The organism is Micromonospora sp. NPDC049900, assembly GCF_044461025.1.
In the GTDB taxonomy this organism is placed as follows: Bacteria; Actinomycetota; Actinomycetes; order Mycobacteriales; family Micromonosporaceae; genus Micromonospora.
Map to the genome: position 1 here is coordinate 206,355 of NZ_JBITKM010000008.1, position 19,831 is coordinate 226,185.

A 19,831-nucleotide genomic window follows, 5' to 3' on the forward strand; every position below is an offset into this window, starting at 1 on the left:
CGTCGACCTGTTCGGCATACGGACGTGCGTACTTATCTCGAACGTAGCGGTCCCCCGTCGGCGCCGTCAACGCAGCCCACCGACGGCGCGGCGCGGGCCGGGAATTGTTGCCGCACGCCCGTTGACTCGGCCCCGACCCACGTGCCAACGTTCCTGATGAGAACGGACGTTCGGCTTGCGAACAACCGGTGCCCCCTCCCGCACCGCGGGACGGGGTGTCCGCCGGGGCGTCGGAACGCCAGCCGTCGCGCGTGACGCGGACGCGGACAGGTCGAGGAGGCACGGATGCGTACCCAGGTCGGCATCGTCGGGGCGGGACCGGCCGGTCTCATGCTGTCGCACCTGCTGCACCGCCAGGGCGTCGACTCGGTGGTGCTGGAGAGCCGCAGCCGGGAGTACGTGGAGCACCGGGTCCGCGCGGGCGTGCTCGAACAGGGCTCGGTCGACCTGCTGCGCCGCACCGGCCTGGGCGCGCGGCTGGACCGGGAGGGGATGCGGCACGAGGGCATCGAGCTGCGTTTCGACGGCGAGTCGCACCGGGTGCCGATGACGGAGCTGACCGGCCGGGCGATCACCGTGTACGGGCAGCAGGAGGTGGTCAAGGACCTGATCGCCGCCCGTCTCGCGGCCGGCGCGACGATCCTGTTCGAGGCCGAGGCGGTACGCCTGTCCGGCTTGGACTCTTCACCGGTGGTGCACTACCGGCACGAGGGCGTCGAGGCGGAGCTGCACTGCGACTTCGTGGTCGGCTGCGACGGCTTCCACGGGATCAGCCGCGCGGCCGTGCCCGACGGGGTGCTGCACACGTACGAACGGACCTACCCGTTCGCCTGGCTGGGGGTGCTGGCCGCCGCCCCGCCCGCGGTGGACGAACTGATCTACGCCCACCACGAGCGGGGTTTCGCGCTCTACAGCCTGCGCTCGCCGCAGATCTCCCGGCTCTATCTCCAGGTGCCCGCCGACTCCGACATCGCCGACTGGCCGGACGAGCGGATCTGGGCCGAGCTGCGCACCCGGTTGGAGACGGTCCCCGGGTGGCGTCTCAACGAAGGGCCGGTCCTGGAGAAGTCGATCACGCCGTTGCGCAGCCTCGTGGTCGAGCCGATGCGCTGGCAGCGACTCTTCCTGGCCGGCGACGCCGTGCACATCGTGCCGCCCACCGGCGCGAAGGGCATGAACCTGGCGCTGGCCGACGTCGCCCTGCTCGGGGACGCCTTCGCCGCCTGGTACGCCGACGGGAGCACCGACCTGCTCGACGGGTACTCGGCCACCGCGCTGCGCCGGGTGTGGCGGGCGCAGCAGTTCTCCTGGTGGATGACCTCGATGTTGCACCGGCTCGACGCGGACGACCCGTACGAGGCGAAGCTCCAGTCGGCGACCCTGCGCTACGTCACCACCTCCGACGCGTACGCGACCAGCCTGGCGGAGAACTACGTGGGCCTGCCGCAGGTCTGAGACCTACCGCAGGGCACCGAAGAAGGTGCGCAGGTCAGCGACGAAGACCTGCGGCTGTTCCAGGGCGAAGAAGTGCCCGCCGGTGTCGTACTCGGCCCAGTGCACCACGTGGTGGTCGCGTTCGGCGAGCCGCCGCACGGTGACGTCGCGGGACCGGGACACCAGCACCCCGGTCGGCACGGCGGTCCCCTCCCCCACGCCCCAGTCGCCCGCCTCGCCGTCGCCGTCGCCGTACGCCTCGCCGGACCAGGTGGCGGCGGTGATGTCCTCGTAGTAGACCTGGGCGGCGGAGCCGGCCGTACCGGTCAGCCAGTACAGGGTGACGTTGGTCAGCAGCCGGTCCCGGTCGATGACGTCGTCGAGGTGCCCGTCGGCGGGCCCGTCGGTCAGCCGGTGGAACATCTCGACGATCCAGGCGAGCTGACCCACCGGGACTGCGGGACGTCCAGGTGAAACGGGACGATGTCGTCGGTCATACGGTCGACGCTAGGAGCCGGTTAGGTCAGTTCCGGTCCTAAGCCGGTGGCATCCTCGATCACATGTCGACGCCCTCCGCACGCCTGCTCCGGTTGCTGTCGCCGCTCCAGACGTACCGTCAGTGGTCCGGCGCGGAACTGGCGGCGCGGCTCGGAGTCACCGCGCGGACCGTGCGCCGGGACGTCGACCGACTCCGCGAGCTGGGCTACCCGGTGCACGCCACCCAGGGCACCGGCGGCTACCGGCTCGGTGCCGGCGCGGCGCTGCCACCGCTGCTGCTCGACGACGACGAGGCGGTGGCCGTGACGATCGGGCTGCGGACCGCCCTGCGCGACCTGGGCGATCGTTGCCACCGGGGCGTGCCGGGCGGGGACGGCGAGAGTGGCGGGAACCGCGACGGCCCGGCGTCCGACTAGAGGGCAGAGCGGCGGGCGACCGGGCGACGGCAGCAACACCGACCCGAAGGGCACGGGCGTGTCCGCAGCAAGACCCTCTATTCCGATCGGAAAAGTCATGTCTCTGACCGAAGTCTCCGGCGCCTCCACACCGGACTCCACGCCCGGCCCGGATCGGCCCGCCGCCGAGCCGTCGCCCGCCCGCGCATCACGCCGTCCCTCGCCGCTGGCCGCGCTCCTGGTCCGCCTGCACTTCTACGCGGGTGTCCTGGTCGCGCCCTTCCTGGTCGTCGCCGCCCTGACCGGCCTGGCGTACACCGTCACCCCGCAATTGGACCGGATCCTCTACGGCGACGAGCTGACCGTCGCCTCGGTCGGTGCGCAGCCGAGGCCGCTGGCCGAGCAGATCACCGCCGCGCGGGCCGCCCATCCGGAGGGCAGCCTGGTCGGCGTCTCCCCCGGCTCCGGCGAGCACACCACCCGGGTGGTGTTCGCGCTGCCCGAGCTGGGCGACAGGCAGCACACCGTCTACGTCGACCCGTACACCGCGCAGGTACGCGGACAGTTGACCACCTGGTTCGGGTCCACGCCCGCCACCACGTGGTTGGACGACCTGCACCGAAACCTGCACCTCGGTGACCTGGGACGGCACTACTCCGAGATCGCCGCGAGCTGGCTGTGGGTGCTGGCGCTGGGCGGGATCGTCCTGTGGTGGCGTCGGCGCGGCGCACGCGGTCGGGTCAGGCACCTGCTGGTGCCGGAGATCTCCGCCGGCAAGGGAGTCCGGCGTACCCGGAGCTGGCACGCGACGCTCGGGGTCTGGCTCGCGGTGGGTCTGCTCGTGCTCTCCGCCACCGGGCTGACCTGGTCCCGGTTCGCCGGGGGGAACTTCGCCGCCGGGCTGGACGCGCTGGACGCCGGCCGTCCCGCGCTGTCGACCAGCCTGACCGGCGCACCGGCGGACTCCGGCGGCGAGCACCAGCACGGCGGGACAGCGACGGAAGCAGCCGACCCGGCCACCTTCGACCGGGTGGCGACCGCCGCCCGCGCCGCCGGGCTGGACGGGCCGATCGAGATCACCCCGGGCGAGCCGGGCAGCGCCTGGGCGGTCGGCCAGACCGACAACACCTGGCCGGTCGGGCGGGACCAGGTGGCCGTCGACCCGACCGACGGTACGGTGACGGCCCGCCTCGACTTCGCCGACTGGCCACTGTTGGCGCAGGTGAGCGCGCTGGGCGTACAGGCGCACATGGGTCTGCTCTTCGGCGTGGTCAACCAGGTCCTGCTCGCCGCGCTCGCCGTCGGCCTGCTCTGCGTCATCGTCTGGGGCTACCGGATGTGGTGGCAGCGCCGCCCCACCCGCACCGACCGGCCGGCGCTCGCCGGGGCGCCACCCGCGCGGGGTGGCCTGCGCGGGCTACCACTGTGGATGCTGCTGGTCGGCGTGCCGGTGACGGTCGCGCTGGGCTGGGCGCTGCCGTGGTTCGGCATCCCGCTGCTCGGCTTCCTGGTCGTCGACGCCGCCCTGGGGCTGGCCGCCCGGCGGCGCGGCCGGACCGCGACGCCCGCCGCGCGGTGAGGTGTGCCGTCCCGGCCGGGTGTCGTGATCCGGCCGGGACGGCACCGTCGGCCGCTGTCGGACCCGCGTGGTGGGCGGCCATGGAAATCGATGCGTCCCGACCATGGCGCGCGGCGCGGTTACGGGGTAGAAACATCTCGACCCCGATTCCTGCACACCGTGATAGAAGTCCGCCCCGCCGAGAGAGCGCTCTCACACGTCGGGGTCCACCGCGTCGTCGGGCCGGAGATCACGCCGCCCCGACGGGAAGGACGAACGAATGCCGACTCGACCACACCGCCGGCGGCTCGCTCGCGCGCTGGCCTTCGGCCTCGTGCTGACCACCGCCGCCGTCGCCACCACCACCTCGGCCGGCGCGGGACCGCCCCGACCGGTCACCCCGAACTTCGGGCCGAACGTCACGATCTTCGACCCCAGCATGCCGGTCAGCCGCATCCAGGCCACCCTCGACGCGGCCCACGCCGCCCAGGTCGACAACGAGATGGGCACCGCCCGGCACGCGTACCTGTTCCGGCCGGGCAGCTACGGCACCGCCACGCAGCCGCTCCAGATCAAGGTCGGCTACTACACCGAGATCGCCGGACTGGGCGCCGCCCCCACCGACGTGGTCATCAACGGCAAGATCGAGGCGTACAACCGGTGCCTGACCGAGGGCGGCACCGGCAACTGCATCGCGCTGGTGAACTTCTGGCGCACCCTGTCCAACCTGTCGCTGCGCGTCAACGCCGCCGGTCAGGACGACTGCCGCGCCTCGGCCAACTTCTGGGCGGTCTCCCAGGCGGTGTCGATGCGCCGGCTGGACATCAGCGGCGGCGGGCTGTCGCTGATGGACTACTGCACCAACGGGCCGCAGTACGCCAGCGGCGGCTTCATCGCCGACTCCCGGCTGCCGGCCACCACCAACGGCTCGCAGCAGCAGTGGCTGACCCGCAACAGCGAGGTCGAGAGCTGGTCCAACGGGGTGTGGAACCAGGTCTTCGCCGGGGTGGTGGGCGCCCCCGACGACGCCGGGTTCCCCGACCCGCCGTACACCACCCTGGACACCACGCCGGTCAGCCGGGAGAAGCCGTACCTGTTCGTCGACGCCAAGGGCAAGTACCAGGTGAGGGTGCCCGCCGCCCGCCGGGACACCCGGGGCGTCACCTGGGCGAACGGGCTGACGCCGGGACGCACCATCCCGATCGGCGACTTCTTCGTCGCCCGACCCGGCGACTCGGTGCAGACCATCAACTCGCAGCTCGCCCGGGGCAAGCACCTGCTGCTCACCCCCGGCGTGTACGACGTGGCCCGCAGCATCGAGGTGCGCCGCCCCGACACGGTCGTGCTCGGCATCGGACACGCCACGCTCACCGCCGTCAAGGGAGCCGTACCGCTCGACGTCGCCGGGGTGCCCGGCGTGGTGATCGCCGGAGTCACCATCGACGCCGGCCGCACCGAGTCGCCGGTGCTGCTGCGGGTCGGCCGCAAGCACGGCCGCGACCACAGCACGCCGAAGAACCCGACCACGCTCTCCGACGTGTACTTCCGCATCGGCGGGCCGCACATCGGCAAGACCGACACCGCGCTGGAGGTCAACAGCGACCACGTCCTGATCGACCACACCTGGGTGTGGCGCGGCGACCACGGCGTGGAGGGCTTCACCGAGGGGGTCAACGGCGACACCGACCGCTGGCGGACCAACACCGGACGGTACGGCGCGGTCATCAACGGCGACCACGTCACCGCCACCGGCCTGTTCGTGGAGCACTTCCAGCGGTACAACACCGTCTGGAACGGTGAGCACGGCACCACGATCCTCTACCAGAACGAGTTGCCGTACGACCCGCCCACGCAGGCGGACTGGATGAACGGCACGGTCAACGGGTGGGCCGGTTACAAGGTCGCCGACCGGGTACGCCACCACACCCTGCACGGCGGCGGCGTGTACGTGTTCAACCAGAACAACCCGTCGATCCGTACCGAGAACGGGTTCGAGGTGCCGGTGCGGCCCGGTGTCCGGCTGCACCACATCATGACGGTGAACCTCAGCGCCGGCACCATCGACCACGTGGTCAACGGGGTGGGCGAGGCCGCCGACATGGACCGGGTCGGCGCCCCCGTCTACCTGCGCCAGTACCCGTAGGGATGGAAGGAAGGGTCCCCTGCTAACGCCTGGTGTATAGCAGGGGACCCTTCCTTTCATCAGTGGACGGTCGGGCTGCGGCGTTCCAGGAGGACCACGTCGCGCCAGCGGCCGTGGTGGCGGCCCACCCGTTCCCGGGTGCCGACGACGCGGAAGCCGGCCTGCCGGTGCAACGCCAGGCTGGCCTCGTTCTCCGGGAAGACGCCGCTCTGGATGGTCCAGACACCGGCCGCCTCGGTCGAGGCGATCAACCCGTCCAGCAGCAGCCGGGCCACACCCCGCCGCTGCGCGGCCGGGTCCACGTAGACGGAGTGCTCCACCACTCCGGCGTACACCGCCCGGGTCGAGGTCGGCGTCACCGCGACCCAGCCGAGCACCGCGTCGTCGGCGTCCACCGCGACCAGCCGGTGCGCCGGCAGCCGGCCGGCGTCGAAGGCGGCCCAGCTCGGCGCGACGGTCTCGAAACTGGCCTGCCCGCCGTCCAGCCCGGCCTGATAGATCGCCAACACCCGCTCGGCGTCCCCACCCCGCATCCCCCGAAGCACGACGTCACCCACCGAGCCCCTCTCTGATCGTGGCGGTGTGGCTGTTCGGCACGCCGACACGGGAACAGCCACACCGCCACGATGAAGCACGCACCGCCATGATCACACGCGCGCCACGATGAGATGCGCGCCACCGCGTCAGTGGGTGGCCAGGAAGCTCTCGACCGCTTCCGCCGCGTGCCGTACCCCGCCGTTCGCCCGCACCTCGGAGCGGACCGCGTCCAGGCGACGCCGCAACTCCGGGTCGTCGGCGACCGCGTCCACCGCCGTCCGCAGGGTCTGCGCGGTGACCTCGTCGGCCGGCAACAGGCGGCCGACACCGGCCGCGACCAGCCGGTCGGCGTTGGCGAACTGGTCCACCGCCTGCGGGATCGCCACCGTGGGCACGCCGCACCAGAGCGCCTCGGTGCAGCCGCCCATCCCGGCGTGCGTGACGAACGCCGAGGCGTGCCCCAGCACCACCACCTGCGGCACCCGGCGGTGCACCTCGACGTGGTCCGGCAGCGGACCCAGCGCGGCCGGGTCCACCTTGTCGCCGACGGCGAGCACCACGTGCCACCGGGAGTCGGCGAACCCGTCCAGGCACGCGCGGTAGACCGGTAGCTGGTCGTTGTACGCGGTGCCGAACGAGACCAGCAGCACCGGCCGCCCGTCGGCCGGTGGTGTCCAGCCCGTCTCGGTGAGCCGGGCGGGGTCGAGGCAGGGTCCGACGAAACGTACCCGCTGCCGGGACACCCGGTCGGCGTTCGGCTGCATCACCTCGGGGATCAGCGCGAGGACGTGCGGCGGGCGGCTGAGGAACGTGTGCCCGTCCTGCGGGACGCCGTTGTCGGCGAGCCACCGGTCCAGCGTGGCGTAGTAGTCGCGCCCGGACGCCGAGTCCCGCAGGGCGGTGTAGAACGCCGCCATGTCCTCGTCGTAGCCGTCCCAGGCGACCATCGTGGGCGACAACTGCACGGCCGGTACGCCGTAGCGGGCACCGAGCAGCGGCCCCGCCAGCCCGCCGATGTCGTACAGCACGAGGTCCGGCCGGTCCTCGTCGAAACGGGTGGTCAGCCGGGGCAGCACCGCCACCGCCTCGTCGAGGAAGACCCGCATCGCCGTACCCGGGTCCTCCGGCCAGGGGGTGTCGCCCTGCGGCAGGATCGTCGGGTGGGCGAGCGGCTCCGCGCCGGTCGACGCGACCAGGTCGGTCAGCGGTGTGCCGACCGCGTACGTGACCCGGTGGCCCCGGTCGGCGAGTTCCCGGATCAGGGCCAGCGAGGGATAGACGTGACTCGGCGCGGTGCTGCCGATCATGGCGATGTGACGAGCGGACATGCCGACGATTCTGACGACTAGCCGGCCAGATGCCCGCCGATTTTCGTGTAGCCGCGCAGCAGGTCGCGGGCGATGATCAGCCGCTGCATCTCGTCGGTGCCCTCGAAGATCCGATAGAGCCGTACCTGCCGGTACCAGCGTTCGATCGGCAGCTCCCGGGTGTAGCCCATGCCGCCGTGGATCTGGAGCACCCGGTCCACCACCCGGTTGACCATGCCGGCGCCGTAGAGCTTCGCCATCGAGGAGGCGTGTCGCGGGTCCAGGCCCGCGTCGACCGTCCAGGCGGCACGCAGGATCAGCCACCGGGCCGCCTCCAGCTCGGTCTCCGAGTCGGCGATCATCCACTGGATGGCCTGGTTGACGCCGATCTTCGCACCGAAGGTCTCGCGCGTGTTGGCGTGCTCGATCGCCATCCGCAGCGCCCGTTCGGCGATGCCGACGGCGTGCGAGGGGATGGTGTACCGCCCCTTGCCGATCCACTCCATGCCGAGGGCGAAGCCCTGGCCGATCTCGCCGAGGATGTTGCGGTGCGGCACCCGTACGTCGTCGAAGACCAGTGACGCCGGCCCGCCCTCGCCCATCGTCGGGATGAACTCCGACCGCCAGCCCATCGCCCGGTCCACCAGGAACGCGGTCGCCCCGCCGTTGCGGGCGCCCCGCTCGGGATCGGTGACCGCGATGACGATGGCGAAGTCGGCGTCGGTGCCACCGGTGATGAAGGTCTTCTCGCCGTTGAGGATCCAGTCGTCACCGTCGCGGCGTGCCCGGAGCCGGATGTTGGCCGCGTCCGAGCCGGCGCCCGGTTCGGTGATGGCGAAGCAGGAGAGCCGTTCCCCCTCGATGGTGGGCAGCAGGAACTCCTCCTGCTGCTCGTCGGTGGCGTGGAAGAGGATATTGTCGGCCTCGCCGCCGAAGCGGAACGGCACGAAGGTGCGGCCGATCTCGGTCCAGATCAGCGACTGGACGACGGCGGGCAGTTCCATGCCGCCGTACCGCTGCGGGGTGGCCAGCCCCCAGAAGCCGAAGGTACGCGCCTTGAGCTGCAACTCGCGCAGTTCGGCGCGTTCCAGGCCGGGCTGGTGGGCCCGTTCCCGGCGCAGCAGCTCCTGCTCCAGCGGCATGACCTCGCGGGCGATGAAGTCGCGGGCGGTGTCGCGGATGGCCCGTTCCTCGTCGGACAGTCCGAAGTCCATGTGCTCATCCGTCCCTTCCGGTTGGGCTGGTGACGTCCTACGCTTAAACTAGCGCTGCAAGTTTTCGACTGTCCAGACCTGTGGCAGAGTTCCGCCACGGAGCACCGACCCGAGGAGGAAGCCCATGCCCCGGCCACGACAGGCGCTGCTCAGCCGGGAGCGGATCGTCGAGGCCGCCGTGGCGTTGATCGACGCCGACGGGCTGGCCGGGTTCTCCACCCGACGGCTCGCCGCCGAACTCGGCGTCCGAGGGCCCTCGCTCTACAACCACTTCGCCACCAAGGACGCGATCCTCGACGCGGTGGCCGACAGCATCACCGGCCAGGTGGACGTGTCGTACTTCGGCACGGTCGACTGGCGGGTGGCGCTGCGCCGGTGGGGACACACCTACCGCGCGGCCCTGGCCGCCCACCCGAACATCGTGCCGCACCTGGCACAGGGACCCGGGCGACGTCCGGCGGCGCTGGCGATGGCCGACGCCGTCTACGGCGGGCTCGTCGCGGCGGGCTGGCCGCCGGCCCGGGCCACCCACATCGGCGCGCTGATGCGGTACTTCGTGACCGGCTCGGCGCTCGGCTCGTTCGCCCGGGGCTTCGTCGAGGATCCCAGCCTCTACGCCGACCAGTACCCGCACCTGAGCCAGGCGCACCGGCTCGCCGAGCACCAGCAGCAGGTCGACGAGGGCGCGTTCACGCTCGGCCTGGACGCCCTGATCGAGGGGCTGTCGCGCAGCTACGAACGCAGCGTCGGCCCGCTGCCGCCCCTGCCGCCGACCGACGAGGCGTACTAGGGTCGAAACTTCCACTGCCAGGCGAGGTGAGGGCCGCATGGATCTCGTACGGACCGACGTCTATCTGGACGGGCGCTGGGTCACGCCGAGCGGCGGAGCGTCACTGGAGGTGCACGACCCGACGACCGAAGAGGTCGTCGCGACCGTACCGGCCGGCACCGCCGAGGACGTGGACCGGGCGGTGGCCGCCGCGCGTGCGGCGTTCGGGAGCTGGTCGGCCACCGACCCGGCGGACCGGGCCGCCCACCTCGACCGGCTGCACGCCGAGCTGACCGCCCGCGCCTACGACATCGCCCGCACCGTCGTGCGGGAACTCGGCACCCCGCTCAAGGTCGCCACCCGGGTGCAGACCGGCCTACCGCTGACCGTGCTGCGCAGCTATGTCGACCTCGCCGCCCGACCGCCGGCACCGGAGACCGTCGGCAACTCGCTCGTGGTCCGGGAGCCGGTGGGCGTGGTCGGCGCGATCACCCCGTGGAACTACCCGCTGCACCAGATCGTGGCGAAACTCGCCCCGGCGCTGGCCGCCGGGTGCACGGTGGTGCTCAAGCCGAGCGAGCTGACGCCGCTGACGGCGTACCTGCTCTTCGACGCCGTACACGCCGCGGGCCTCCCGCCGGGCGTGGTCAACCTGGTCACCGGCACCGGGCCGGTGGTGGGCGAGGCCATCGCCGCGCATACCGACGTGGACCTGGTCTCCTTCACCGGCTCGACCGCCACCGGTCGGCGGGTCGCGCACCTGGCCGCCGACCGGATCGCCCGGGTCGCGCTGGAGCTGGGCGGCAAGTCCGCCAACGTGATCCTCGACGACGCCGACCTGGCGACCGCGGTCAAGGTCGGCGTCGGCAACGCCTTCCTCAACTCGGGGCAGACCTGCACCGCCTGGACCCGGATGCTGGTGCAGCGGTCCCGCTACGACGAGACCCTGGACCTGGTCGCCAAGGCCGCCGAGGGCTACCAGGTCGGCGACCCCCTGGAACCGGGCACCCGGCTCGGTCCGCTGGTCTCGGCGCAGCAGCGGGACCGGGTCCGTGCGCACATCGCCCGAGGGCTGGCCGACGGCGGCCGACTCGTCGCCGGTGGGCCGGACGCCCCGGTGCCGGACCGGGGCTTCTTCGTCGCGCCGACGGTGATCGCCGACGTCGACCCGGACAGCGCGCTGGCCCAGGAGGAGGTCTTCGGGCCGGTGCTGGCGGTCATCCCGGTCGACGACGACGACCACGCGGTGAGCGTCGCCAACAACTCCCGGTACGGGCTGGCCGGCGCGGTCTGGTCCGCCGACGAGGAACGCGCGCTGCGGGTGGCCCGGCGGCTGCGGACCGGGGCCGTCGACATCAACGGCGCGCCGTTCAACCCGATGGCCCCGTTCGGCGGCTACAAGCAGTCCGGTCTCGGGCGCGAGCTGGGCAGCCACGGGCTGGCCGAGTTCTGCGAGATCAAGGCGATCCAGCGGTGAGAGGTCTGGTGGCCCGGGCCGCCGACACACCCCTGCGGGTGGAGCCGGTCGAGCTTCCCGACACCGGCCCCGGCCAGGTACGCGTCCGCGTCCGCGCCTCCGGCGTGTGCCACTCCGACCTGTCCATGGCGAACGGCACCCTGGCCGCGCCGTACCCGCTGCTGCTCGGACACGAGGCGGCCGGCGTGGTGGAGGAGGTCGGCGACGGTGTGGACCGGGTCGCCCCCGGCGACCACGTGGTGCTCAACTGGGCCCCGGCCTGCCGGTCCTGTTGGTTCTGTCGGCGCGACGAGCCCTGGCTGTGCCGGCGCAACGGCGCGCCCGCCGTGACGCGGGGACACACCGTGGACGGTCGGCCGCTGCACGTGACGCTCGGGCTGGGAGCGCTCGCCGAGCAGGTGCTGGTGCCGCAGGAGGCCACCGTGGTGGTGCCGCCCGAGCTGCCGTTCCCGGCCGCCGCGCTGCTCGGCTGCGCGGTGCTCACCGGGGTCGGCGCGGTACGACGTACCACCCGGGTGGCGGCCGGCGACTCGGTCGCGGTGATCGGTCTCGGCGGGGTCGGGCTGTCGGCGGTGGCCGCCGCCCGGGCGGCCGGTGCCGCAGCGGTGATCGGGGTGGACGTCGCCCCCGCCAAGGCCGAGTTGGCCGCCGCTGCGGGCGCCACCGACTTCCTGCTCGCGGACGACTCGCTGGTCCGCGCGGTGCGGGGGCTGACCGGCGGCCGGGGCGTGGACCACGCGGTGGAGTGCGTCGGGCGCTCCGCCACCATCCGCAGCGCCTGGCAGAGCACCCGCCGGGGCGGCCAGGTCGTCGTGGTGGGGATGGGCGGTAAGGACGACACGGTGGGCCTGAGCGCGTTGGACATCTTCCACTCCGCGCGGACGCTGCGCTCCTCGGTCTACGGCTCGTCCGATCCCGACCGGGACGTGCCCGAGTTGGCGCGGGCGGTGCTCGACGGCACGCTCGACCTGGGCTACCTCGTCACCGACCGGGCGAGGCTCGACGAGGTGCCGGCGGCGTTCGCCCGGATGGCCCGGGGCGAGGGCGCCCGGACGGTCGTCGAGTTCGACTGAGCGCCGCCGGGCCGGTGGACGACGACGGTCCGTGATGACACCCCTCGGAGGAGTGCCACCACGGACCGGTCCGGTGCGTCGGGTCAGCCGGCCTGCGCCGGGCTGCTCTGCGAGGTGTTGTAGAGACTGTCGCCCTGGTAGCGGGCGGTCACCGGCTCGGTCAGCGGGCCGCTGACGTTGCCCTTGAACTCGGCGACGCCGTTGCGCACGTTCGCCGAACCGAGGCGCTTGTCGCCCGCGTAGAAGTCGACCTTGCCGGAGGGCTTGCGGTCGCTGGTGGTCACCGAGGCGACCTCGGCGGTCGCGATGACGCGGTACCGGTGCGAGTTGCCGGCCCGGATCGACTCGACGTCCAGGTCGACCGTGGTGCTCCGGAACGCGACGGTCCGCAGGTAGTCGTTGAGCATCTGCCGCCAGACGTCCCAGACGTGCACCCCGTCGATGTTGAACTCGGTCACCTCGACACCGGCCGCACGCCAGTTCTCGGTGCGGGCGACCGAGTCCGGCGCGATGTTGATCAGCCAGTCCTGCATGCCGGTGCCGACGTGGATGCCGCCGGGCACGGCCTTCATCCGCGCCACCTGCTCGGCGGAGGGGTTCACCGCACCGCCGGCCGCACCCCACGCACCGTGGTAGCCGACCAGGTCGGTGTTGTCGTACAGCAGCGTGATGGCGCGAGCACCACCGGCGGAGAGACCGCCGAAGGCGCGGTCCTCGGCGCGGGTGGAGACGTGGTAATTCTTCTCCACGAACGGGATGACGTTGTTCCGCAGCTCGTCGACGTAGCCCTGGTTGCCGTCGGGCAGACCGTTGAAGTCGGTCGACACGATCACCATCGGCAGCGCCTTACGGTCCCGGATCGCGTTCTCCAGGATCTCGTGGGCCACGCCCTCCATCGTCCAGTCGGTGGCGTTGCCGCCGCCGCCGTGGCTCAGATAGAGCGTCGGGTACGGGGTGGCGCGCGTGGCGTCGTAGCCGTGCGGCAGGTAGACCACCACGTCGTGCTTGCCCGCCGGGTCGGTGGACAGCGGCGAGTCGTACCAGCGCTGCTCCAGCGTGCCGGCCTTCTTGCGGTCGACCGGCGCCTGGTAGCTGTTGTCGTAGGTGGGGAATCGCTTGCTGTTCGGCACGTAGACCCGGCTGAGCAGCGCACCCGGCGCGGTGGCGTGCGGCGTGACCTCCAGCGGGTTGGCCGGGTCGGGGTGCAGTGTGCAGCCGCTGGCCGTCGGGCTGTCGCAGTCGTGGGTGAAGGCGTACCGGAAGGTGCCGGAGGGCAACGGCGTGGTGAACGTCCAGACCCCGTCGCGTCCCTGCTGCATCGGCAGCGGACGCCACGGGTCGGCGAGGATGTCGCCGGGCTGCCACTGCGCGCCGGTGCGGGCGTCACCGCAGCCCACGCAGGTCACGCTCGCCGGCTGGGAGAACCACCACTCGCCGTAGATCTGGACCGACTGCACGCCGGCGGGCGCCCGGTAGCGGAAGGTGACCGAGTGACCGGTGGGAGCCTGGTTGGTCTGCACGACCTTCGGTCCGAGGGCGGCGGCCGGAGCCGCGGACGCCGCGGGAGCCGCGAGGGCCCCGGAGGCGACCGTCAGGCCCGCGACGGCCGAGACGGCCAGCGCACGGCGGAACCGGCGGGTCGACGCGGGTGGAGGATGAGCAACGGGCATGTGCGTTCCCTTCATCGGCTGGTCGCCCGGTTGTTCCCGGGGATGTCGCACGGGCGACCAGTGGTGGGTGCTGACGAGTCCGGCTCTCCCCTGGTGCGGGTGACCGGTCCGCGACGGTCCGATGAGGACCGGTGCGGGCCGGACGGCGGCCAGGGTCTCCGGTCCCGGTGCGGTGCGGGGTCACACCGGGCCCGTCGTGCGCGCCACCTGCTGATTAACGTGATCGTCACACAAAGGTGATATCTTTGTAAATACATTGGTGGCACCTTTTGTCGCCGATCCGCCCCGCGCCGGACCGGCCGGCGCTGCGCGGCGCGCTAGTCTCTCCGCAAGCGAGTGATCGGGGATCCTTGATGGGCGAGGCGACACGGGACCCGGCGCGGCCCGCAGCGCCGGTGCTGCACGACGCCGTGCTCGACGCGCTCGGGCTGGAGATCACCAGCGGTCGACACCTCGCCGGGCAGGCGCTCACCCTGGAGCAGTTGCAGCAACGCTTCGGCGTCTCGCGCACCGTGATGCGCGAGGCGATGCGGATCCTGGAGTCGTTGAACCTGGTGGCCTCCCGACGCCGGGTCGGCCTGGTGGTCCAGCCGATGCACCGGTGGCGGGTGCTCGACCCGCGCGTGATCCGCTGGCGGCTGGAAGGTCCCGGCCGGGCCGCGCAGTTGCGGACCCTCACCGACCTGCGGGTGGCGGTCGAACCGCTCGCCGCCGCCGGGGCCGCCCGGCACGCCACCGCCGAGGAACGTCAGCGGCTGCGCGCGTTGGCCGCGCAGATGCGGCAGCTCGGCGAGGCCGGTGAGCTGGACGCGTTCCTCGCCGCCGACGTCGAGTTCCACGCGCTGCTGCTCCATGCCTGCCTCAACGAGATGTTCACCGCGCTGACCGGGGTGATCGCCGAGGTCCTCGCCGGGCGGACCGAGCACGGACTGATGCCCAAGTGCCCCCGACCGGTCGCCCTGGACCTGCACGAGCGGGTCGCGAACACGGTGGCGGCCGAGGACGCGCGGGGTGCCGAGAACGCCATGCGGGAACTCGTCGAGGAGGTACGCGACGCGATCGGCGCCGCCGACGCGGACCGGCCGACTTTCACTGAGTGAGAATGCGGCTCCCGGCCGACGGGGCACGCCCCGGACCATCCGACTGACCGTCGTACGTCGACAGGAGGTCCGGATGCCGTTCGCACGTGACCAGTGGTACGTGGCCGCGTTCAGCACCGAGGTCGGGCGGAACCTGCTCGCCCGTACCGTGCTGGGCGAGCCGGTCGTGTTGTGGCGCACCGAGTCCGGTGCGGCGGTGGCGCTCGCCGACCGGTGTGTGCACCGGCGGTATCCGCTGTCGGAGAGCCGCCTCGACGGGGACACCGTGGTCTGCGGGTACCACGGCTTCACCTACGACCCGAGCGGCGCCTGCGTCTTCGTACCCGGACAGCAGCGCATCCCCCGGACCGCGCGGGTGGCCGCGTACCCGGTGGTGGAGCAGGACACCCTGGTCTGGGTCTGGATCGGCGACCGGGACCGGGCCGACGCCTCCACCATCCCCCGGGCACCCTGGCTGGGCGACCCGCGCTACACGACGGTACGCGGCATGGCGCCGCTGGACGCCCGGTACGGCCTGCTGGTGGACAACCTGATGGACCTGTCCCACGAGACGTACCTGCACGGCGGGTACATCGGCACGCCCGAGGTGGCGAACACCCCGATCACCACCGAGGTGGACGAGGACCGCGGCGTCGTCTACGTCAGCCGACACATGGACGATGCCGAGTGCCCGCCCTTCTATGCCCGCTCGACCGGCATCCAGGGACGGATCACCCGCTGGCAGGACATCGAGTACCACCCGCCCTGCCTGTACCTGCTGCACAGTCGGATCGCCCCGCAGGGCGTCTACCCACCGGCCGAGGGCGACGACGACCAGGCGTTCCACGCCGAGATCGTGTACGCGATCACCCCGTCGACCGCGCACACCACGTACGACTTCTGGGCGGTGGCCCGGGACTTCGCCGTGGACGACGAGTCGGTCAGCGAATACCTGTACCAGAGCAACCACACCGTGGTGATGCAGGACGTCACCGCCCTGAACGTCCTGGAGCGGGTGATCGCCGGCGAGCCGGAGCGGTACCAGGAACTGAGCATCAACATCGACACCGGCGGGCTGGCCGCCCGACGGTTGCTCGCCCGGATGGTCGAGTCGTCCACGGTGGCGGCACCCCGGTGACCGCGCCGGCCGGCGGGCTCACCGGTGACCGGGTCTACCGGATCCACTGGCTGCCGGGCACCGACACGCTGCGCGGCACCTGCCACTGTGGTGCCGAACGGATCGCCGAGGAGCCGGTGCAGTTGTGGGAGTGGCTGCTCGCCCACCCCGAGGACCACCGGCCACCGGCGACGGCCGCACCGCCCCCGCCGCAGCGGGCGGTGGTGCCGGCATGACCGCGACGCCGACGACGCTGGTGGTCGCGCGCCGCGAGGCGGTGGCCACCGGCGTGGTGGTGCTGACCCTGTGCCGTCCGGACGGTGGCGAGGTGCCGGACTGGACCCCGGGCGCGCACGTCGACCTGGACCTGGGGCCGGGACTGGTGCGCCAGTACTCGCTCTGCGGCGACCCGGCCGACCGCACCGCGCTCCAGGTGGCGGTGCACCTGGCGTCGGACGGGCGCGGCGGTTCCCGGCACGTGCACGAGCGGCTGCTGCCCGGCACACAGGTCCGGGTGGTCGGCCCGCGCAACGCCTTCCGGCTGGTCGAGGCCGACCGCTACCTCTTCCTCGCCGGGGGGATCGGCATCACCCCGATCCGGCCGATGGTCGCCGCCGCCGACGCCGCGGGCGCCGACTGGCGACTGGTGTACGGCGGACGCAGCGGCAGCACCATGGCCTTCGCCGCCGACCTGCGGCAGACGTACGGCGACCGGGTGCGTCTTCGTCCGCAGGACGAGACGGGCCCGCTCGACGTGGACACGCTGATCGGCGACGCGGGCGACGCGGTCGTCTACTGCTGCGGGCCGGCGGGACTGATCGACGCGGTGCAGCAGCGCTGCCGAGCGTGGCCGCCCGGTCGGCTGCACGTCGAGCGGTTCGCCCCGACGGAGCAGGCCGCCACGGGCGACCACACCGTCGAGGTCGAGCTCGCGCTCTCCGGCCGTACCGTGCACGTGCCGCCGGAGACCTCGATCCTGGCCGCCCTGGAGCATGCCGGTACGCAGGTGCTCTCCTCCTGCCGCGAGGGCACCTGCGGCACCTGTGAGACCACCGTGCTCGACGGTGTGCCGGAGCACCGCGACAGCCTGCTCACCGAGGAGGAGCGGGCCGCCGGGGACACCATGCTGATCTGCGTGTCGCGGGCGCGTACCCGGCGGCTCGTGCTGGAGCTGTGACCGGTCGGCGGGGATGATGGCGGGGTGCAGGCACGGCCCGGGCGCTCGGTCACCAGCAAGGTGCTGGCGCTGCTCGACGCGTTCAGCCCCGGTGAGCCGGCGCTGACCCTGAGCGAACTGGCACGGCGGGCCGAGCTGCCGCTGCCCACCGCGTACCGCCGGGTCGCCGAGTTGGTGGCCTGGGGCGCGCTGGAGCGGGGTGACGACGCGCGCTACCGGGTCGGTCTGCGCCTGTGGGAGGTCGGTTCGCTGGCGCCGCGTGGGCTGGGGCTGCGCGAGTCGGCGCTGCCGATCCTGGAGGACCTGTACGAGGTGACCCACGAGAACGTCCAGCTCGCCGTCCGGCAGGACCTCGAACTCGTCTTCATCGAGCGGATCGCCGGGCGGCACGCGGTGCCGGTGCTCACCCGGGTCGGTGGCCGTTTCGCACTGCACGCCACCGGTGTCGGGCTGGTGCTGCTGGCGCACGCACCGGCGCAGGTGCAGGAGCGGGTCCTCGCCGCGCCGCTTGCCCGGTACACCGAGTTGACCGTCACCGATCCGGTGCGGCTGCGTCGTCAGCTCGCCGAGGTCCGCCGGGCCGGGTACGCGATCAGCGACCGGCAGGTCACCATGGACGCCCTCTCCGTCGCCGCCCCGATCACCGGGCCGGACGGGGTGGTGGCGGCGATCTCGCTGGTGGTGGCGTACGACCGGGCCGATCCGCTGGCGCTGGCACCGCTGGTGCAGGCGGCCGGTCGGGGGGTCTCCCGCGCGCTGGGTCGCCCGTCCGCGTCGACCCGGCCGGGGCCGTTACCCCGCCGACCCCGTACGCAGTAGCTTGTCCGGGTGCCTGTTGCGTCATCCGACGCCGCCCGACACCGGCTCGGTCCGGCCCGACTCGGTCCGTTACCGACTCAGTCCGGGAAGGCGAGCAGGCGCAGCAGTTGCGCCAGCCGGGCGTGGTCCTCGGGGGTGACCGCGGCCAGCAGTCCCAACTCCACGGCGTGCGCGGAGGACTGGGCGCGGGCGAACAACTCCCGCCCCTCGTCGGTGGCGACCAGGACGTTGGCGCGTCGGTCGGCGGGGTCGGTGCGGCGCTCGACCAGACCGCGCTTCGCCAGGTCGTCGATGAGCGCCACCACCTGACTCGGGTCCAGCCGGAGGAACTCGGCCAGCTCCCGTTGGGTCGGGCGGGTGTCGTCGGCGGCCAGCGCGAGCACCGAGTACGAGCGGGCCTTCAGGCCGTGTTCGGCCAGGGCGGCGTTGGCCGCGGCGAGGGTGAGCGCGTTGGCGCGCACCAGCAGGAAGCTCAGATCCCGGCCGAGCACGCTGTCCCGCAGGCCGTCGGCCGGTCGGGCTCTCTCGGGAGGAGGCACGGCGACGATGATAGCAAGCCCTACCAATAATTGACTTTTTCAACGGTCCATGTTCCGATCGACCTCGACGCGAAGGAGTGCCCATGTCCCTGGACGGCAAAGTCGCAATCGTCACCGGAGCCGGACGCGGTCTCGGCCTCGCCTACGCCCGCCAGTTGGCGGAGCGGGGTGCCGCGGTCGTGGTCAACGACGTGGACGAGCAGGCGACCGCCGACGCCGTCGCGGCGATCCGGGCGGCCGGCGGACGCGCCGTCGCGGTGGTCGCACCGGTCGGCCCGACGGAGACCGCGCAGGCCCTGGTCACCGCCGCGGTCGAGAGCTTCGGTCGGCTCGACATCCTGGTCACCAACGCCGGGGTGCTGCGCGACACGGTGCTCTGGAAGATGACCGACGAGGACTTCGACACCGTGATCGGCGTGCACCTGCGCGGCACCTTCACCACCGTGCGCGAGGCCGTGCGACACATGCGGCAGGCCGGCGAGGGCGGGCGGATCATCTGCATCGGCTCCCCCACCGGCCAACGCGGCACCTTCGGCCAGACCAACTACGCCGCCGCCAAGGCGGGCATCGTCGGCATGGTCCGGACCTGGGCGTTGGAGCTGAAGCGGGCCGGGATCACGGTCAACGCCGTCGTCCCGGTCGCCGCGACCGCGATGACCGCCACCGTCCCCTACTTCGCCGCCGCGGTCCGCGCCGAGGCCGCCGGTGAGCCGATGCCCGCCTTCTTCCGGCACGACCTCGGGTTCGGCACCTCCGACGACGTGGCCGGGCTGGTCGCCTTCCTCGGCTCCGACGGCGCGGCCGAGGTGACCGGCCAGGTGATCGGCGTGGGTGGCGACCGGATCCAGATCTGGACCCACCCGGAGGTCGCGCTGACCGCCCACCACGAGGGCGGCTGGTCGTACGACGCGCTGGTCGCCGCGTGGCCGAGCACCTTCGCCGGTGCGACGCAGAGCGTCGGCGAGCGCTTCCCGGAGTTGCCCGTGGAGTTCCGCGACACCGCCTCCTGACCCGCCGCACGAAGG

The 19,831-nt window shown here is 72.6% G+C and carries 18 protein-coding genes and 1 pseudogene; 13 read left to right on the forward strand and 6 right to left on the reverse strand.

What is annotated here, in order from left to right; translation table 11 throughout:
- Positions 1 to 285 precede the first annotated feature (285 nt).
- Positions 286 to 1,455, forward strand: coding sequence for a 4-hydroxybenzoate 3-monooxygenase (pobA, locus tag ACIBMZ_RS19790; RefSeq protein ID WP_396695732.1), 1,170 nt, complete (start codon positions 286 to 288; stop codon positions 1,453 to 1,455).
- A gap of 3 nt (positions 1,456 to 1,458) precedes the next feature.
- Here pobA and ACIBMZ_RS19795 read toward each other — a convergent pair whose 3' ends face one another.
- Entirely contained in the window at positions 1,459 to 1,884 is a 426-nt protein-coding gene (locus ACIBMZ_RS19795) for an alpha/beta fold hydrolase (protein ID WP_396695734.1), read from the reverse strand.
- A 110-nt stretch (positions 1,885 to 1,994) separates the two neighbouring features.
- Here ACIBMZ_RS19795 and ACIBMZ_RS19800 point away from each other — a divergent pair.
- The 3 genes and pseudogenes from ACIBMZ_RS19800 to ACIBMZ_RS19810 form a co-directional block, all read left to right on the forward strand.
- A pseudogene (locus tag ACIBMZ_RS19800) lies at positions 1,995 to 2,258 on the forward strand (helix-turn-helix transcriptional regulator); the annotation flags it as partial.
- A 187-nt stretch (positions 2,259 to 2,445) separates the two neighbouring features.
- Positions 2,446 to 3,906: a PepSY-associated TM helix domain-containing protein gene (locus tag ACIBMZ_RS19805; protein WP_396695736.1), complete on the forward strand. Its 1,461-nt coding sequence runs from the start codon at positions 2,446 to 2,448 to the stop codon at positions 3,904 to 3,906.
- Positions 3,907 to 4,165: 259 nt separating this feature from the next.
- Positions 4,166 to 6,028 carry an adenylyl cyclase gene (locus tag ACIBMZ_RS19810; protein WP_396695738.1) on the forward strand — a complete coding sequence of 621 codons (1,863 nt, stop codon included), beginning with the start codon at positions 4,166 to 4,168 and terminating at the stop codon, positions 6,026 to 6,028.
- Between the two features lie 59 nt (positions 6,029 to 6,087).
- Here ACIBMZ_RS19810 and ACIBMZ_RS19815 read toward each other — a convergent pair whose 3' ends face one another.
- The 3 genes from ACIBMZ_RS19815 to ACIBMZ_RS19825 all read right to left on the reverse strand — a co-directional run bounded on the left by ACIBMZ_RS19815 (position 6,088) and on the right by ACIBMZ_RS19825 (position 9,086).
- Positions 6,088 to 6,585: a GNAT family N-acetyltransferase gene (locus ACIBMZ_RS19815; RefSeq protein WP_396695740.1), complete on the reverse strand. Its 498-nt coding sequence runs from the start codon at positions 6,583 to 6,585 to the stop codon at positions 6,088 to 6,090.
- 126 nt (positions 6,586 to 6,711) lie between these two features.
- Positions 6,712 to 7,893, reverse strand: a complete 1,182-nt coding sequence (locus ACIBMZ_RS19820; protein ID WP_396695742.1) for a macrolide family glycosyltransferase — start codon at positions 7,891 to 7,893, stop codon at positions 6,712 to 6,714.
- A 17-nt stretch (positions 7,894 to 7,910) separates the two neighbouring features.
- Positions 7,911 to 9,086, reverse strand: a complete 1,176-nt coding sequence (locus ACIBMZ_RS19825) for an acyl-CoA dehydrogenase family protein (protein WP_396695744.1) — start codon at positions 9,084 to 9,086, stop codon at positions 7,911 to 7,913.
- Between the two features lie 124 nt (positions 9,087 to 9,210).
- Between ACIBMZ_RS19825 and ACIBMZ_RS19830 the strand changes: the two genes are divergently transcribed.
- The 3 genes from ACIBMZ_RS19830 to ACIBMZ_RS19840 are packed head-to-tail and all read left to right on the forward strand — an operon-like array spanning position 9,211 to position 12,405.
- Positions 9,211 to 9,876 carry a TetR/AcrR family transcriptional regulator gene (locus tag ACIBMZ_RS19830; RefSeq protein WP_396695746.1) on the forward strand — a complete coding sequence of 222 codons (666 nt, stop codon included), beginning with the start codon at positions 9,211 to 9,213 and terminating at the stop codon, positions 9,874 to 9,876.
- Between the two features lie 37 nt (positions 9,877 to 9,913).
- Positions 9,914 to 11,332 carry an aldehyde dehydrogenase family protein gene (locus ACIBMZ_RS19835; RefSeq protein WP_396695748.1) on the forward strand — a complete coding sequence of 473 codons (1,419 nt, stop codon included), beginning with the start codon at positions 9,914 to 9,916 and terminating at the stop codon, positions 11,330 to 11,332.
- Positions 11,329 to 12,405, forward strand: coding sequence for a zinc-binding dehydrogenase (locus ACIBMZ_RS19840; protein ID WP_396695750.1), 1,077 nt, complete (start codon positions 11,329 to 11,331; stop codon positions 12,403 to 12,405). The genes ACIBMZ_RS19835 and ACIBMZ_RS19840 overlap by 4 nt, the downstream gene beginning before the upstream one ends.
- 83 nt (positions 12,406 to 12,488) lie before the next feature.
- Here ACIBMZ_RS19840 and ACIBMZ_RS19845 read toward each other — a convergent pair whose 3' ends face one another.
- Positions 12,489 to 14,075: an alpha/beta hydrolase-fold protein gene (locus ACIBMZ_RS19845; RefSeq protein WP_396695752.1), complete on the reverse strand. Its 1,587-nt coding sequence runs from the start codon at positions 14,073 to 14,075 to the stop codon at positions 12,489 to 12,491.
- Between the two features lie 353 nt (positions 14,076 to 14,428).
- On the opposite strand from ACIBMZ_RS19845, the gene ACIBMZ_RS19850 reads away from it, so the two are divergent.
- The 5 genes from ACIBMZ_RS19850 (at position 14,429) to ACIBMZ_RS19870 (ending at position 18,267) form a co-directional block, all read left to right on the forward strand.
- Complete coding sequence (locus ACIBMZ_RS19850; protein WP_396695754.1) at positions 14,429 to 15,175, forward strand: FadR/GntR family transcriptional regulator; 747 nt, start codon at positions 14,429 to 14,431, stop codon at positions 15,173 to 15,175.
- Between the two features lie 73 nt (positions 15,176 to 15,248).
- Positions 15,249 to 16,292 carry a Rieske 2Fe-2S domain-containing protein gene (locus ACIBMZ_RS19855; protein ID WP_396695756.1) on the forward strand — a complete coding sequence of 348 codons (1,044 nt, stop codon included), beginning with the start codon at positions 15,249 to 15,251 and terminating at the stop codon, positions 16,290 to 16,292.
- Positions 16,289 to 16,507 carry a hypothetical protein gene (locus ACIBMZ_RS19860; protein WP_396695758.1) on the forward strand — a complete coding sequence of 73 codons (219 nt, stop codon included), beginning with the start codon at positions 16,289 to 16,291 and terminating at the stop codon, positions 16,505 to 16,507. The genes ACIBMZ_RS19855 and ACIBMZ_RS19860 overlap by 4 nt, the downstream gene beginning before the upstream one ends.
- Positions 16,504 to 17,448 carry a PDR/VanB family oxidoreductase gene (locus tag ACIBMZ_RS19865; RefSeq protein WP_396695760.1) on the forward strand — a complete coding sequence of 315 codons (945 nt, stop codon included), beginning with the start codon at positions 16,504 to 16,506 and terminating at the stop codon, positions 17,446 to 17,448. Before ACIBMZ_RS19860 ends, ACIBMZ_RS19865 begins: the two co-directional genes overlap by 4 nt.
- A gap of 24 nt (positions 17,449 to 17,472) precedes the next feature.
- On the forward strand, positions 17,473 to 18,267 hold the full coding sequence (locus ACIBMZ_RS19870) for an IclR family transcriptional regulator (protein WP_396695762.1): 795 nt from the start codon (positions 17,473 to 17,475) through the stop codon (positions 18,265 to 18,267).
- 77 nt (positions 18,268 to 18,344) lie between these two features.
- Here ACIBMZ_RS19870 and ACIBMZ_RS19875 read toward each other — a convergent pair whose 3' ends face one another.
- Positions 18,345 to 18,806: a MarR family winged helix-turn-helix transcriptional regulator gene (locus ACIBMZ_RS19875; protein ID WP_396695764.1), complete on the reverse strand. Its 462-nt coding sequence runs from the start codon at positions 18,804 to 18,806 to the stop codon at positions 18,345 to 18,347.
- 83 nt (positions 18,807 to 18,889) lie between these two features.
- Between ACIBMZ_RS19875 and ACIBMZ_RS19880 the strand changes: the two genes are divergently transcribed.
- Positions 18,890 to 19,816 carry an SDR family oxidoreductase gene (locus tag ACIBMZ_RS19880; protein ID WP_396695766.1) on the forward strand — a complete coding sequence of 309 codons (927 nt, stop codon included), beginning with the start codon at positions 18,890 to 18,892 and terminating at the stop codon, positions 19,814 to 19,816.
- The last annotated feature ends 15 nt before the right edge of the window (positions 19,817 to 19,831 follow it).